The sequence below is a fragment of the Mycoplasma sp. 2045 genome, assembly GCF_024582715.1.
Classification (GTDB): Bacteria; Bacillota_I; Bacilli_A; order Mycoplasmatales; family Metamycoplasmataceae; genus Mycoplasmopsis.
The window spans coordinates 39,136-53,813 of record NZ_CP102083.1; the positions used below are offsets into that span (position 1 = coordinate 39,136).

A 14,678-nucleotide genomic window follows, 5' to 3' on the forward strand; every position below is an offset into this window, starting at 1 on the left:
ATCAGTGCTATAATATTGACAGTGGTTATAGCAAAGGGGATCACCTGAATCCATTCCGAACTCAGTAGTTAAGCCCTTTAGTGCCGAAGATAGCTTTACAGTGAAAATAGGGAGCCGCTGCTTTTTTTATACCTTTTTTAAAAATGTTATATTAAAAGCAGTAAAAAGTTGAAATTTTATAAAAAATAAGTGCTAAAAAGCACTTTTTAATTTTTTGGTATAATAATTACATATTGTTTAAGGGAGGCGAAAATGATTCACAATGATTTAAAAAAACAAGATGTTTTTTCACTTTTAGATAATTCAAAAGGTGTTAAACTTTTAGTATTTTATGCAGACTGATGTGGCCCATGTAAAATGTTATATGCAAACACATTAACTGAATTAGACCAAAAAGATAATGTTGAAATATTAAGAGTTAATATTGATAAAAACAGAGATTTTGCAAGAGAGATGAATATTACAAGTATTCCATATATTCAAATTTATAAGGATGCAAAATATGTAACTGCACTTTCAGGATATTTACCATATTCAGAATTAAAATCTGTTTTAGACAAAGTGTCAAAAGAGTAATAAAAAAATGGTGCCAACAACTGGACTCGAACCAGCGACCCCTTCCTTACCATGGAAGTGCTCTGCCTGCTGAGCTATGATGGCACATTTAATAAGTTAATTTTATCAATAAAATTAAAAAAGCAACATAATTAAATGTTGCTTTTTGTTTTAGAATAATCCTCCAAGACCACCTAAACCACTTGTTCCACCATTTTTGAATTTATTAGCCATATCAACTATTCTTTTTTGCATTGATTCAAACTCATTAAGTAGTTTATTGTATTCTTGAACACTTCTTCCTGAACCTTTTAAAATTCTTTCTTTTCTAGATGCTTGTTTTAAAAGTTTAGGATTTTTTCTTTCTTTCTTAGTCATTGAAGACATTAAGATTTGGTAAAGTTGCATTTTTTCTTCAGCTTTATCTAAGTCTTCTTCATTAATTTTATTTGATAAAGAACCAGGAAGCATTTTAAGTAATTTTGAGAATTTACCTAATTTCTTCATTTGCTTAATTTGATCCATTAAATCATCAAGGTCAAATTTACCTGAAAAAATTCTTTCAACCATATTTTTTGCTTTATCTTCATCAATGTTATCTTGCGCATGTTCGATAAGTGATAAAACATCACCCATCCCGAGAATTCTATCAGCCATACGGTTAGGGTGAAATAAATCAATATTAGATGTTTTTTCACCTGTACCAATAAATCTGATAGGCACATTTAGCACTTGACGTAAGCTTAATGCAGCTCCACCACGCGCATCTGAATCAAGTTTTGTAATAATTAAACCTGATAAGCTTAAGTTATCATTGAATGTTTGAGTAACATTAACAATGTCTTGACCAGACATAGCATCAGCAACAAAGAATATTTCAGATGGATGAGCAATTTGTTTGATGTTTTTAAGCTCTTGCATTAATTTCTCATCAATCGATAAACGACCGGCTGTATCGATAATAATTAAGTCATTTTTATTAGCATCAGCTTGTTTTAATGCATTAGTTACAATTTCTTCTGCAGGAACTTCAACACCTTGCTCATAGTAATCAACTTGAATACTCTTTGCTAAAGTGACTAATTGTTGCACAGCAGCTGGACGATAGATGTCAGCTGCAACAACAAGTGGATTATTTACGAATTTTTTCTTTCTAAGATAGTAAGCAATTTTAGCTGTTGCTGTAGTTTTCCCTGAACCTTGAAGTCCACACATCATAATGATATAAGGTTTTTTTGTGATTGAAATTTCGGTAGTTTTTCCACCTAAAATATTTACAAGTTCATCGTGAAAAATTTTAATCATTTGTTGTGATGGATTTAATTTACCTATAATTTCAGATTCTAAAGCCTTTGCTTTAACATTATTAATAAACTCTTTAACAACCCTTAAGTTAACATCAGCTTCAAGAAGTGCTAATTTTACGTCTTTAGTTACTTCTAAAATATCAGCTTCATTTAGAGTTGTTTTTTTTGACATTTTTGCAATACTTTTTTGTATTCTTTTCTCTAAAAAATCTAACATAGTCATATTATAACATTAAAAACTTTTTATATAGTTTTCTCAACCGTACTAATAAATAAATATTTATTAGTAAATACAAATAAAATCTATAAAAAATATATAATTGAATTTATGATTGAATTAGTAGTTAAATATCCTGAAAGAATTGATAAATATATTTCAAATAATACTGAAATATCACGTAATGATATTAAGCAACTTATTGATGAGAGAGTTGTAACAGTTGATGATGTTTTAGTTAATAAACCTAAATTTATGGTCAGAGAAGGTCAAACAATTAAAATTTCAAGAGTACTTGATAAGGAAATTAAAGTAGTTCCTAAACAAATGGATTTAGATATTGTTTATGATGATGAATATTTATGTGTCATTAATAAACCAACTGGTATGACAGTTCACCCAGCTCCAGGTCATTATGAAGACACATTAGTGAATGGACTTTTATATCATTTTAAAAATAATTTGTCAGATCAAAATGGGCTGCTTAGACCAGGTATCGTTCATAGAATTGACAAAGACACAAGCGGTTTATTAGTTATTGCAAAGACCAATGAGGTTCATAATAAACTTTCTGAATTATTTGCTACTCACGAAATTAAGCGTTCATATTTAGCAATTTGTGATGGAGTATTAGAAAGTAAAAAACTTAAATTAGTCTTACCTATTGGTAGAAATGCTAAAGATAGACTTAAAATGGAAGTGACTGATATTAATGCTAAACCAGCAACTACTCACGTTACTTTATTAAAAACATTTTACATAGATAACTTGCCTAAATCACTTGTAAAATGTCAACTTGAGACAGGAAGAACACATCAAATCAGAGTGCATATGGCATATATTAAAAATCCAATTTATGGAGATCCTGTTTACAACAAGTATGTTGATGAAAATGGGCAAAGATTACATGCTTATAAATTAGAATTACATCATCCTATGACCGGAAAAGAAATGGTGTTTTATTCAAAACCACCACACGACTTTGATGTAGCTGATTTTAACTTCGATGAATTTATAAAAGAAGATAAAATAAAGGAGGTATTGAATGCTTAAATGAAATTTAAGAGATTTTCTAAAATATCGTAAAGCAGATGAATTGTATGAGAAAGGACAAAAAACATTTGCTAGTTGAGTTTGACTTTTATTCGCTTCAATCACATTAATTGCTGCATTAACGTTGGCCGGCTTCTTAATTGTGACAATTGGACACGATACATTTTTAAAACCTGACACTACAAATTTATCATCTGATGATGTAATTAAAGTCACAAATGAAAGTAGAAGTTTATTTATTTTCTACATAATAAATCAAGTCTTTTACATAATTATTTTTTGTGCTGCTGCAATTGTGATAATTATTTCTTTTATCAAAGTTCGTAAGGAAAAAACTTACCTTAATTTCAATAGATGACCAATTCTATTATCAACAATTGTAGGACTATTTAGTGTTTTCACATTATTCAAGTACATTTTTAACGGCACATTTAATCAACCAGGTTTACCAAATATTGTAATTGCAATTGTTGTTATTGATGTTGTTACAACTATATTAACAATTGTTAACTGATTAATTCCTGCTAAAAAAGTTGTATTTATTATTAAGATGTTCTACTCAATTAAAATGGAAGAAGAAACACTTGCTATGGCTGCTAAAATGCAAGAGTTATTCAAAAATAATCCAAATGGTATTTCTGATTTATTTTCAGGATTTGCTAATGGCGCAAACTTAAATGATATTTTCAAAAATCAAAATAAATCAGCAGATGCTACTAATTCAGAAAAGAAAGATTTATCAGAAGAAGAAAAAATTCAAGCAGATGTTCAAAAGGAAACTGCAATCAAAAAACTTTTAGAAATTCCAAATGAGCAATTATTCAAAATGGCTGAATTATTAGGTATTAGTGGATATCAAGAAATGGCTAAAGATAAATTAGCTGAACTAATTTTTAATTACACAAAACAAGCTGAAGAGGAACATAATAAAGAAAATGCTTAATAGGCATTTTCTTTATCTTTAATTATGGTTTATACACACAAATTGCTTGCTGAAAATGAAATTTCAGTTGATAAAGATTGATTTGTTTTATTAGGAGAAAGATACACTTATAAATTGCTTCCTAATAATTATCTTTACATATTTGACTCAAGTCAAAAAGTAGCAAAATCACTACGTTGTAGGTCAGAAAGAAGAATAAAACCATTATTATTAGAGTTTGCAAGAGAACAAATTTCAATAATTATTCAGAAATACTTTGATGAATATTCACAAATAATGAACCTTGATAAAAGGTGAAGATGGGAGTTAAAAAACTCAAAATCATATTGAGGAAGATGTGTAATTAGATCATCAGATCCCAAAAAACAATTTTTAATAATGTTCAATGAGAGATTGTATTTAATCGATGAATATTTTATTAAAGAAACTGTGGTTCACGAATTATTGCATGCAGTAGGTTTTATTAAACATGATAAAACTTTTAAAAAAGAATTAGTTCGCTATTTACCTGATTTAAAAGAAAAGATTGAAGCTCATTATCATCCAATTTTGAGCAGAACTTCAAAGGTATAAGAAAATTCTCATCAACCGATGAGAATTTTTCATTTCTATTTAATTTTGATTAAGTAAATATTTTTCTTACCAACGTGAAGAAGTGCGAATTTGTTATTTCATAAACTTGAATTTAAAACGCTGTCTTCATTTACTGGTTCTAAATTGAGCTTAATTGAATTATTTGTAATAAACTCTCTAGCTTCACGTTTTGATTTAATAATGTTATTTTCAATAAGTTGATTAATTAAATTTTGGTCTTTAACTAATTCAAAATGGTTAATATCTTCATAAATATCAGATATTTCTTCTGTTGAATAATTTGATAAATCTAATTTTTTATTAAATAATATTTCTGAAATTAATTTTGCTTTTTTAGCTTCAGCACTAGAGTGAACGTCGGAAATAACTGCATAAGCAAGCTCTTTTTGAGCATATCTTAATGAAGGTTGCTCTTTATGTTTTTCAATAATTTGTTCAATTTGCTCTAATGGTAAAAATGTTAATCATTTAAGCAATTTTTCAACTTCGCTATCAGGTTGATTTAACAAGAATTGATACATAACAAATGGTTTTGTTTTTGATGCATCTAATCATAAACTACCACCACCTGTTGATTTACCGAATTTATTTCCATTTACATCAGTTAATAAGTTAGCTGTAATTGCGACTGCTTTATGATCGTTTCCGTACAATGTAGAAATCATATCTAAACCAGTTGTGATATTTCCTCATTGATCTGAACCACCGAATTGAATGCAAATATTTTTATCTTTGTATAAAGTAGCAAAGTCTCAACCTTGAATTAATTGGTAAGTGAATTCGGTAAAACTTAATCCTTTTTCAATTCTAGAAGCAACTGAATCTTTAGCAAGCATATATGAAATATTTACTAATTTACCTACAGATCTAAGAAATTCTAAAATATTCATATCTTTGTAAAAATCATAGTTATCAACAACAGTTAAACCGTATGATTCAAGCTGTGCCTTAATTTTATTTTTATTTTCTAAAACAGTAAGATCATCAAGAAGTTGTCTTTCAGAATCTTTGAAAGAAGGATCACCGATCATTCCTGTAGCTCCACCTAGGATTGCATAAGTTGTAAAACCTGCTTGTTTAAATCTTAATAAGTTAGCTATTTGAATGTAATTTCCTAAGTGTAAACTTGTTGCTGTTGGGTCAAAACCACAGTAAACTCCAACACCTTCTGGAAGTGAGTTGAATTTTTCCTCATTACTAATGGCCTTCAAAATACCACGGTATCTTAATTCTTTAAGTACATTCATTTTAAAATTCAAAATCCTTTCCAATTTGTTCGCTTGTTCCAAAAATTAATCCTTCTCTATCGATTCCTAAAGTTCTGTATCCTGATAGCATTCCATAACTTTTTACATTAAGCATTTCGCCTTCTAAGACTTCCAGACCACTGAAAACAGTTGATCCTGGTAATGATAAAACAACAACTTTACCTTCTTGAGAATCTAATGTGTTTGTAACTAATTGAATATGTTCATTTGTTTCTTTATTAATTAAAACTTCTAGAACAAATAATTTCTCACTTTTAGGATGATTTTCTCTTTTTGTGATTAAACCGTAAATGATTTTAGGCTCATTTTCTAAAGCAAAGCCGTTTTTAACTAAAACTGAAGATAATTTTGCAATTTGTTCTGCATTTAATGCACCAAATTTTGAACTAGGTTCAATATCAAGAAGCTTATTATCAAGTAAATTTATAGAATGTATTTTCTTATTATCATCTGAAAAAATAATCATATTATCAAGTTGTATTTTTTGAGTTTTCGAAACTCTACTATCAACAAAAATAATAGATACATTTGAGAATGATTTATCCAAATTATTAAACAATATCATAAACAAAATTATACATAAATTTAATATAATTGAATTTATGAAAAAGGTAGCTATAGTAGTAGATTCAGCTTCAGGATTAAATAAAAAACAAGCTGAAGATTTAGGATGATTTTATCTTCCTTTAAGAATTGAATTAGACGGAAAAACATACAATGATGGTATCGATTTAACGCCAGAAGATTTTTTCACTTACTTTAATTTAGATACAAAAACCTATAGAACTTCTGCAACACCAATCGGGGTAGCAGAAGATTTAATTAGTGAGTTATCAAAAACACACGATTATGTTGTTGTTTTCCCTATTTCAAAACATTTATCAAGTCAATATCAAAACTTAAAGGCTCTTGAATCATCATATCCAAAATTAAGAGTTATTGAGTCAATTTTTGTTGCATCATTAATCACGCTTCAAGTTTGAGATTTTGTTGAATTAATCAAAAACGGAACTGATGTTGATGAAGCAATTAGAGAAATTGAACAATGAGATGAGAGACAAAAAGTTTCAATTTTTCCTAAACACAATGAATACTTATTAAAAGGAGGAAGATTAACACCTGCTGCAGCCGTTGTTGCTAGATTGCTTAGAATCATTCCTATTGTAAGTTTCTATAAAGGGAAATTAGAAAAAGAAGGAAAAGGTTTAGTATTCTTAAAAACAATTTACAAGAATATTGATGCTAAATTAAAGGATAACGATAAAGATATCTTAATTATCCATTCAAATTCAGGTGACTTAAAAGATGTTGTTGATTATATAAAAAGCAAGGGGAAAAATAGAGTTTTCACAACATTATTACCTAACTGTATTTCAGTTCATACAGGGCCTGAAACTATTGTTGTAGTTCAATTAGCTAAAAACTTAACTGAAGAAAAAATTAGTACTTTATAGAATGCTAAAAAAAATCGTTTGTTCTAGTCTACAAGACTTAGAACTTTTTATAAATCAAAATTTTGAACTATTTAAAGAGAAACAATTTTTATTATTATCAGGTGATTTAGGAGCTGGAAAAACTACTTTCACTAAATTATTAGGTAAAAAAATAGGTATAAAAGAGAAGATTACATCGCCAAGTTTTTCATATATGAAAGACTATGACGGTCTAATTCATATTGATCTATACAACTTTAAATCCTCAATTTATGAGTTTGAAGATTATTTTGATGATAATTTAGTTGTTATTGAATGAGCTAACTTGGAAAATTTAGATTTTACACATTATGTAAAAATTAATGCATATATTAATGAAGATGAAAAACATGTTTTTGAAATTGTAGAGGTTAAATAATGAATGTTTATTTAGATACAGCAACAGAGGACTTTGTTTTAGTTTTATTTGATAAAGATTTCGATGTTGTTGACTTTGTCTTATTAGAAGGTTATAAGAAAAAAGTTCAGTTAATAACTGAACAATTTCAACTGTTATTGAGCAAAAATAATTTAACAGTAGATAAAATTAATAACTTTTATATAAACAAGGGACCAGGTTTTTTCACTGGTGTAAGAAGTTCTTTAGTTTACTTTAGAACTTTTGCTCTTTTATTTAAAAAACCCCTCTTTACAATTAATACATTTGAAATTTTAGAAACATTAAGTCCTAATAAAGAAAATTTCTATACTGACGCACAAGGTTCAAAAGTATATTTTTATGATAAAAACACCATTCAAATAGTTGATAAGGATTCAACTGAAGTTGACAAAGTAGATTATAAAAAGATGATTGATAGCTTCAAGGATTTTAAAGATAAATTCAAAGAAGAAAACACTATGAGCGTAGAACCTTTATATATTAAACAACCTCAAATCGGAGGTGTAAACTAATGAGAATTTTAGGTATTGAAACTTCCCATGATGACACATCTTTAGCAGTTTTAGAAGATGGAAAAGTTTTAGATTTATGAACTATTTCACAAATTGATATTTTTAAAGAGTTCGGAGGAACTATTCCTGAAATAGCTTCACGTGAGCATGTTAAAAATATTGCACTTATTCAGGAATTAATATTGCAAAAATATGATCCAAATTCTTTTGATTATATTGCTTACACGAAAGAACCTGGTTTAATAGGAACGCTACAAGTTGGTTATTTATTTGCAAGTGCTTTTGCACTAGCAATAAATAAGCCTTTAGTACCTGTCAATCACCTTGTTGGTCACTTTTTATCAGCCACATTAACTAACGAAATTGCATTCCCTGCATTATGTTTATTAGTTTCTGGTGGACATACGCAATTAATTTATGCTAAAGATGTAGATGATTTGGAAATCATCGGAGAGACACTTGATGATGCTGTTGGAGAAGCTTTTGATAAGGTTTCTTCAAGATTAGGTCTAGGTTTTCCTGGTGGACCAATTATCGATAAGCTTTTCAAAGAATATGATGGTGAATTTACAAAATTAACTTTTCCACACACAGAAAATGAATTAGATTTTTCATTTAGTGGTCTTAAAACACAAGTTTTAAATAAAGTTAACAAAGCTCAAATGAAAAATGAAGAACTTGACAAGGAACAACTTGCTGTTTCTTTTCAAAAAACAGCTATTGACTACTTGATTAGTAAAACTAAAGCAGCATTAGAGAAACATGATGTTAAAACTTTAGTTTTAGGCGGTGGAGTTTCTGCTAACTCTTACCTAAGGGAAGAGTTTTGTAAATTGCATAAAAACGCTATTGTTCCATCATTAAAATACGCAACAGATAATGGTGCTATGATAGCTCAAGTTGCCTATCTAGCTTTTTCTTGGAAAAAATAAAAAAACTTTTAAATAATTTATAATTAAATTAATAGATTAATTAGGAGGCATTTATGAATTCAGTATCACCAAAAAGCAGATTAGTTTTAACTTTATTATCATTCTTCTTAGGAGCATTTGGAGTAGACAGATTCTATGCTGGAAGAATCGGATTAGGTTTATTAAAACTTTTAGTAGGATGATGATTTTCAGTTGGAATTTGACCAATTGTTGACTTCATTTTAGCTGTTTGTGGAAAACAAAAAGATGCAAATGGTAACGAAATTTCAAAATGATAATTTAGTTATTACTAATTAAAATTATGTTTTTTAAAATGAACAATATAAGTTGTTCATTTTTTAATTTACTTATTTTACAGAAACAAGGCATAAAAAAACTAACTCATATTATTTAAATGAGTTAGTTAATCATTAAAAGTATTATTTTGTAATTTTTGTAAAGTCACTTTCTAAGTTAGCTGCAGCTTCTGAGTTTACGTCAGCTAAAATTAATGACATTCTTAATGCTGAGATAATTAAGTTGTTTGCTACAGATTTATTAAATCCAAACGCTTCAATTTTTGATGTAAATTCTACGATTTGCTCTGCTGAAGCATTAACTGGATATTTAGCAACTCAGTATTGAATAGCTTTAGCGTTTTCAACATCTTTTGTAGCTTGTTTCACAAATTCTTGTTCTAAATCAGCTTCTGATGATTTGATTAATTGTAAGTACTCAGTTTTCTTCATTCCAAATTGTTTTAATTGTTTTTCGAATTCAGATTTTAATAATCCAAGTCTTTCTTCCATGAATGATGGGTGTAAGTTAACTTTTGCTAATTTGATTGTTTGTTCAATTAATGAAAGGTAGAATGAATCAACGTTTGAGAAGAATTTTTTAATGAAAACATTGTTTTTAAGTTCTTTTTCAAGTGATTTAAGATCTGTGATTTTTGGATCACCAAGTAATTTAACATTTTCATCTGTAAATTCGAATAATTTTAATCTCTTTATTGAGTTAATTGAAACTTGGAATACTGATTCTTTGTTTTGGTATTCTTTAACGAAGTAGTCAGCAGGGAATGTAACAACTACATCACCTTTTCATCCTACTGATTTACCAACAAGTTGATCTTCAAATCCTGGAATAAATGTTTTTGAACCTAATTTTAAATCATAGTTTTCAGCTTCTCCACCTTCAAATGGTGTGTTGTCAATAAATCCTTTGAAGTTAATGTTAACTGTGTCTCCAAGTTTTGTTTTAGCTTTTTTATCTGTAATTTCTTCATTAACAGATAATTTTTCTTGGATATCTTTCTTCATATCATCAACATCTTTTTTAGCTACTTTAATTGATTTGTAGTCTAATTTTAATTTTTTAGGATCTACTGCAAAATCTGGTTCTTCAACAAAAATGTAAACTAAGTAAAGATCTTCACCATCTTTTTGTAAGTCTAACATTGGGTATCTAGCTGCTTTAATTTTGTTTTTTGCAGCATAATCAAAAACAGCTGGAAGATTTTCATTGCTAAATGAGTTAACTGTATCAGTAAATGCAGCTCTGTGGTCTACATATTTTTCGATTTCAGCTTTAGGAGCTTTTCCTGGTCTGTAACCTTTAACTTTAACTTTTTTAGCTAATTTGTCTGTAAATTCTTTTAATTTTTTATCAAAATCTGCTTGATTAATTTTAACTTTAACAACAACTTCTGATTTTTTCTTATCTTTTGTATGTGTAATCACGGTTACCTCCAATATTATTAATAAATTAATAATATTTTACACTATATTAAAAATTAAGGGTGTAAAAAATAAACATGCGAGAGCACGTTTAAATTATTGAATCTAAAATGACTTTTGAGTCTTTGTCATTGAATAAAACATCGATAATTCCTTGTAAAAACGGAATATCTTTAATGTTATATTCTTCAATTATTTTTTGTAATGTTATTGCTGTATCGTAACCTTCGGTAGTTACATTTTGTGTTGCTAAAGCTTCGCTAACACCTACTTTTGCAACATTAATACCAAAACTAAAGTTTCTACTTGTAGGTGATGAACATGTTAAGAAAATATCCCCCATAGCTGCAAAATTGTAACCAATTGTATCTTCCTCATTAGGGAACATAGTTTTATATATTTTAAATATTTCATAAGTCCCTAATGTAAGGAGTCCGGCGTGTGAATTTTGACCCGGATATAAAACTGATGTCATCCCTAATCCAATGGCTAAAACATTTTTAAGAGCAGCAAAGACCTCAGCGCCTTTAATATCATCATATGGTTTTACATAAAAATGTGAATTATTAAAGCATTGTGCAACTTCTTGGTTGAATTTTGAATTTGTCCCCACAATGTTAACCATTGTAAGTTTTCCTTCAAAAACTTCAATCGCAAATGATGGCCCCATAATTGACGCAAGATTTTCAAGATTTTTATCAAATGCAGAAGTTATATAGTCAGAAAAGAATTGTTTTGTTTCAGGTTCAAGACCTTTTGATAAGTTGATAATGCTAATTTTTTTGTTTCCAAGCACTTTGGCTGATTGTCTTAAAATTACACCAACTGCAACTGATGGAACAGCTAGGATAACTGTGTTTACATTTTCATAAAAGTAACTTAAATCATTTGTTGCTGAAATAAGATTAGAGTTTTTAAATGGAATCTCACCAAAAAATTTGCGATTATATCCATCGTTAATATCGCTAATTTCTTGTTCATTAATTCCATACATCATTACTGGGAAATTATTCTCAATTAAAATATTTGCTAATGCAGAACCGAAAGCTCCAGTCCCTAGCACACCGAATTTAATTTTTTCTTTCATATTACTAATTTTACTTTATTTAATATAAAAAAAGAGTATAAAAAAATGGCAGGAGTAGCAGGATTCGAACCCACAACACACGGGGTTGAAGCCCGTTGTTCTACCGTTGAACTATACTCCTAAGCCATCTATATTATATATTATTTATCTAAAATCCTAATAACATCTTTAACTGTTTTTACATCTCTTAATTCATCGTCAGAAATTGTAATTCCTAATCTTTCTTCAGCATCAAAAATTAATTCAGCTAGATCAAGTGAGTCAACCCCAAGTTCTCTAATATTAGAGTCTTCTGTGATGTTTTTGTTTTTAGATATTTTTTTAAGTTCACTAAAAACTAAGTCTTTAATATTTGAATTCATAGCTTAATTATATATTATTTAAGCTCTATTAAGTAGGTTTTAGTTTTTACTTTGTCTTCATTAATGTGCTTCATATAAATAAAAATTTGATTTTTATTGATAATTTTATAATCGAACAAAATTGAACCATATTTTGTAGAAAATCTTCTTATTACGTCGTGAATTACAGATTTAACAATATCTTCATCGATGTATTTAAATCCATATTCATCAACTTTTACAAATTTTTCAAAATATTTCGCCTCTAATGTTGGAAAAAATCAGGAATTCTCATCTTCTTCGTAATCGTAATAATTTTTGATTTTTCCATCAATTCTTTTTCATCTTTTGCCAGGAGCTTCTTCAAACTGTTTTCTATTTTCTGATAAGTTTCTATGTAGAAAGTATGCACCAGTTCCTATTGAACCACCAGCAAGACAAATAAGAACAACTTTACTGATTTTTTTGATTAAGTCTTTTCTTTGTCTGTTCATCTAAAATGAACTCATTGAAGTTGAAAAATTCTTCTTTAATTATTTTGATTGATTCCTTTAAGTCAATTACGAAGCGATATGTAACTTTAGGATTGTCATCATCAAAATAAGTAATTTTCAATCTTTTATCTGCATTACTTTCGTAAAGTTGAGTGGGTTTGATATCAAAAGTTTTGATGAAATCAAAATTGAAATAAGGTGTTGAAATTGGAAATTTGAAAGTTAATAGACCACTATATTGATATGGAATTTTTAACGATTTACTAGGTATTAAACCTGGAATTTTGTTAATTGTCACATCTGATTCATTAGTAGTTAAATAGTCATCTATCCTTACTACCTTGTGATAAAAGTTATTTTCAATTAGTCCAGAGTGATGAATATTATCGTCATTTTCCTTTTCTAAATGCAAATTAATTTTTTCATTTTTGGACAAGAAATTATTTATATGAACTTCATTGACATTAATTTGCATATCTGTATTTTTATTGTTTTCTCCAGGCATAAAATTATCTTTTTTATCATTAAATTGTGTAATTTTCAATAAATTCGTGAATTGATTTGTATTATTAATTTTTGGTAATTCTAAAATGATATTGTGATAGTACTTTTTAGTTCAGTAAGTTGAATTTTCAGAAAAATTCAAAACATATGAGTAAGGCACTTTGATTTTAAATAATAAATTTTGTGGAGATATTTGTTGTGAATTCTTAATTTCATTCCCAAAAATTACTTGATATTCCTTAAATAATTCTTCCTCAATTCCCAGAACTTTGGCTGTAAATGTAAACCTAATGAAGATTGAATTTAATTTATTGAATGGTGTATCTAACTCAATGAAATTCAGTCTCTTGAAATTACTAAGTCCAAAATCGTCAGTACTAAATTCAGCTTTTTGTTCCTTATTAACAAAAACATAAGCTTTAATAGTAAATTTATTATTTAAAATGCTTAGATTAAATCTTCTTTTTAGAAGGTATCTAAGAGCTTCAGTAAATGGTGTATTGATTTTATCTTTAAATCCAAAACTGATGTCTGTATATCCATTTGATAAAATTCTATCTATACTAATAATAAATGGTAAATCAAAATTACTTAGATCAAAATTTCCTAGATTTCCACCATTTAATATGTTTACTTTGAAGTCTCTTTGCTCAACGATATAAGTATCCTGATTGTGTATGGACACAATGTTATACATAGTTAAAGTAGATTTCTATAAACTCTTTGATAGCGTCTCGTTTTCTCTTGTAGAATGTGGTCTTTGAGAAATAATCAGTATATCATTCCTTGTTATATCTTGTTTCTTCGTCACAATACATTTTGTTGATTATTCAAGAATTTTGAATTTTCATTAATGATAAAACTAATCCAACTAATGAAGAGTCCTTTTTGAGTTTGTTAGTTTCAATCTCGAGTTGTTTAGAAACCTCAGGATCATTTTTGTGTCTTAAAATAGTTTCTAAATTGACTATTTTACTTTTAAGATTTTTAATAAAAATATCTCTTAATTTAAATATATTATTGACTACTGCGCACTCTTGAGCATATAACGCTTTTTCTTGTGCTTCGGTTAATAGATTTTGTTGCATGTTTTCTCCGTTTAATAAATTTATATATGGAATTATTTTTTGAATATTTTTGGCCATATTTTTCCTCCTTTCACACTTATTTTGTAAAAAAATTACCGATTTTGATCAAAAAAATACTAAAAAAGAACAAAGGCATTGCTTTGTTTACATTTAATCCTGAGTTTCCAAGTTAAAAAGGGTTAAAAAACGAAAA

18 protein-coding genes, 2 tRNA genes and 1 rRNA gene are annotated in these 14,678 nt (G+C 28.0%); 10 read left to right on the forward strand and 11 right to left on the reverse strand.

Annotation, left to right across the window (positions count from 1 at the left end):
* Positions 1–17: 17 nt before the first annotated feature.
* Both rrf and NPA13_RS00230 read left to right on the forward strand, forming a co-directional pair.
* A 5S ribosomal RNA gene (gene rrf, locus NPA13_RS00225) occupies positions 18–123 on the forward strand.
* A gap of 129 nt (positions 124–252) precedes the next feature.
* Positions 253–576: a co-chaperone YbbN gene (locus NPA13_RS00230; RefSeq protein WP_257089203.1), complete on the forward strand. Its 324-nt coding sequence runs from the start codon at positions 253–255 to the stop codon at positions 574–576.
* Positions 577–584: 8 nt separating this feature from the next.
* Here the strand turns inward: NPA13_RS00230 and NPA13_RS00235 are convergent.
* Together NPA13_RS00235 and ffh are read right to left on the reverse strand one after the other, a co-directional pair.
* A tRNA-Thr gene (locus tag NPA13_RS00235) sits at positions 585–660 on the reverse strand.
* 66 nt (positions 661–726) lie between these two features.
* On the reverse strand, positions 727–2,079 hold the full coding sequence (ffh, locus tag NPA13_RS00240) for a signal recognition particle protein (RefSeq protein ID WP_257089205.1): 1,353 nt from the start codon (positions 2,077–2,079) through the stop codon (positions 727–729).
* A 111-nt stretch (positions 2,080–2,190) separates the two neighbouring features.
* Between ffh and NPA13_RS00245 the strand changes: the two genes are divergently transcribed.
* From NPA13_RS00245 to NPA13_RS00255, 3 genes are read left to right on the forward strand one after another with little or no spacing between them, the layout of a single operon-like run.
* Positions 2,191–3,132, forward strand: a complete 942-nt coding sequence (locus tag NPA13_RS00245; RefSeq protein WP_257089207.1) for an RluA family pseudouridine synthase — start codon at positions 2,191–2,193, stop codon at positions 3,130–3,132.
* Positions 3,125–4,075 carry a hypothetical protein gene (locus NPA13_RS00250; RefSeq protein WP_257089209.1) on the forward strand — a complete coding sequence of 317 codons (951 nt, stop codon included), beginning with the start codon at positions 3,125–3,127 and terminating at the stop codon, positions 4,073–4,075. The genes NPA13_RS00245 and NPA13_RS00250 overlap by 8 nt, the downstream gene beginning before the upstream one ends.
* A gap of 24 nt (positions 4,076–4,099) precedes the next feature.
* Positions 4,100–4,648: a SprT-like domain-containing protein gene (locus tag NPA13_RS00255; protein ID WP_257089210.1), complete on the forward strand. Its 549-nt coding sequence runs from the start codon at positions 4,100–4,102 to the stop codon at positions 4,646–4,648.
* 35 nt (positions 4,649–4,683) lie between these two features.
* Here the strand turns inward: NPA13_RS00255 and tyrS are convergent, their stop codons facing one another.
* Together tyrS and tapR are read right to left on the reverse strand one after the other, a co-directional pair.
* Positions 4,684–5,916: a tyrosine--tRNA ligase gene (gene tyrS / locus NPA13_RS00260; protein WP_257089212.1), complete on the reverse strand. Its 1,233-nt coding sequence runs from the start codon at positions 5,914–5,916 to the stop codon at positions 4,684–4,686.
* 1 nt (position 5,917) lies between these two features.
* Entirely contained in the window at positions 5,918–6,502 is a 585-nt protein-coding gene (gene tapR, locus NPA13_RS00265; protein WP_257089213.1) for a TyrS-associated PheT N-terminal domain-related protein TapR, read from the reverse strand.
* A gap of 37 nt (positions 6,503–6,539) precedes the next feature.
* Here tapR and NPA13_RS00270 point away from each other — a divergent pair, with 37 nt between their 5' ends.
* Genes NPA13_RS00270 through NPA13_RS00290 form a run of 5 tightly spaced genes read left to right on the forward strand, consistent with a single transcriptional unit; the run spans position 6,540 to position 9,531 of the window.
* Positions 6,540–7,391 carry a DegV family protein gene (locus tag NPA13_RS00270; RefSeq protein ID WP_257089215.1) on the forward strand — a complete coding sequence of 284 codons (852 nt, stop codon included), beginning with the start codon at positions 6,540–6,542 and terminating at the stop codon, positions 7,389–7,391.
* Between the two features lies 1 nt (position 7,392).
* Positions 7,393–7,788, forward strand: coding sequence for a tRNA (adenosine(37)-N6)-threonylcarbamoyltransferase complex ATPase subunit type 1 TsaE (gene tsaE, locus NPA13_RS00275; RefSeq protein WP_257089217.1), 396 nt, complete (start codon positions 7,393–7,395; stop codon positions 7,786–7,788).
* Positions 7,788–8,321 carry a tRNA (adenosine(37)-N6)-threonylcarbamoyltransferase complex dimerization subunit type 1 TsaB gene (gene tsaB, locus NPA13_RS00280; RefSeq protein ID WP_257089220.1) on the forward strand — a complete coding sequence of 178 codons (534 nt, stop codon included), beginning with the start codon at positions 7,788–7,790 and terminating at the stop codon, positions 8,319–8,321. Before tsaE ends, tsaB begins: the two co-directional genes overlap by 1 nt.
* Positions 8,321–9,253, forward strand: a complete 933-nt coding sequence (gene tsaD / locus NPA13_RS00285; RefSeq protein ID WP_257089222.1) for a tRNA (adenosine(37)-N6)-threonylcarbamoyltransferase complex transferase subunit TsaD — start codon at positions 8,321–8,323, stop codon at positions 9,251–9,253. Before tsaB ends, tsaD begins: the two co-directional genes overlap by 1 nt.
* 53 nt (positions 9,254–9,306) lie before the next feature.
* A complete protein-coding gene (locus NPA13_RS00290; protein ID WP_257089224.1) occupies positions 9,307–9,531 on the forward strand; it encodes a TM2 domain-containing protein in 225 nt (74 codons plus the stop codon).
* A 141-nt stretch (positions 9,532–9,672) separates the two neighbouring features.
* Here the strand turns inward: NPA13_RS00290 and tig are convergent, their stop codons facing one another.
* From tig to NPA13_RS00325, 7 genes are all read right to left on the reverse strand, one after another.
* Positions 9,673–10,974 carry a trigger factor gene (gene tig / locus NPA13_RS00295; RefSeq protein WP_257089226.1) on the reverse strand — a complete coding sequence of 434 codons (1,302 nt, stop codon included), beginning with the start codon at positions 10,972–10,974 and terminating at the stop codon, positions 9,673–9,675.
* A gap of 88 nt (positions 10,975–11,062) precedes the next feature.
* Complete coding sequence (locus NPA13_RS00300; RefSeq protein WP_257089228.1) at positions 11,063–12,058, reverse strand: NAD(P)H-dependent glycerol-3-phosphate dehydrogenase; 996 nt, start codon at positions 12,056–12,058, stop codon at positions 11,063–11,065.
* A 46-nt stretch (positions 12,059–12,104) separates the two neighbouring features.
* Positions 12,105–12,179 (reverse strand) — tRNA-Trp (locus NPA13_RS00305).
* 19 nt (positions 12,180–12,198) lie between these two features.
* Positions 12,199–12,420, reverse strand: a complete 222-nt coding sequence (locus NPA13_RS00310) for an acyl carrier protein (protein WP_257089230.1) — start codon at positions 12,418–12,420, stop codon at positions 12,199–12,201.
* 14 nt (positions 12,421–12,434) lie between these two features.
* Positions 12,435–12,893 carry an MHO_1590 family protein gene (locus tag NPA13_RS00315; RefSeq protein ID WP_257089232.1) on the reverse strand — a complete coding sequence of 153 codons (459 nt, stop codon included), beginning with the start codon at positions 12,891–12,893 and terminating at the stop codon, positions 12,435–12,437.
* The gene (locus tag NPA13_RS00320; protein ID WP_257089234.1) at positions 12,853–14,094 is read right to left on the reverse strand and encodes an MHO_1580 family protein; all 1,242 of its coding nucleotides are present in this window, start codon (positions 14,092–14,094) and stop codon (positions 12,853–12,855) included. The genes NPA13_RS00315 and NPA13_RS00320 overlap by 41 nt, the downstream gene beginning before the upstream one ends.
* Positions 14,087–14,542: an MG284/MPN403 family protein gene (locus NPA13_RS00325; protein WP_257089236.1), complete on the reverse strand. Its 456-nt coding sequence runs from the start codon at positions 14,540–14,542 to the stop codon at positions 14,087–14,089. The genes NPA13_RS00320 and NPA13_RS00325 overlap by 8 nt, the downstream gene beginning before the upstream one ends.
* Positions 14,543–14,678: the final 136 nt, after the last annotated feature.